This window comes from Leifsonia sp. HAY1-4F, from assembly GCF_056755275.1.
In genome coordinates, this window is the sequence record NZ_JBNDHX010000669.1 from 1 (window position 1) to 234 (window position 234).

General features: G+C 68.4%; 1 protein-coding gene. It reads right to left on the bottom strand.

Annotated features, from left to right (window positions below; translation table 11 throughout):
• On the bottom strand, positions 1 to 234 hold a 234-nt coding region (locus tag ACPYOG_RS20915), incomplete at both ends, for a hypothetical protein (RefSeq protein WP_481295964.1).

The following is a 234-nucleotide window of genomic DNA, read 5'->3' on the forward strand; positions in this document are numbered from 1 at the left end:
TCCCGCACCAGCGCGCCCATCACGTAGGTCATCGGCAGCACGACCAGCAGCAGGATCACGAGGATCGTCAGCCCCGCCGACGGCCCGGGCCGCTTCGTCTTGCGCAGCAGCTTGCGATACAGCGGCTGGAACACGATGGCCAGCGCCACGCCCCACAGGATCGCGCTCATCATCGGCCACACGATCCAGCCGAACGCCACCGTCACCAGCGCCAGCAGGCACAGGAAGGACCGG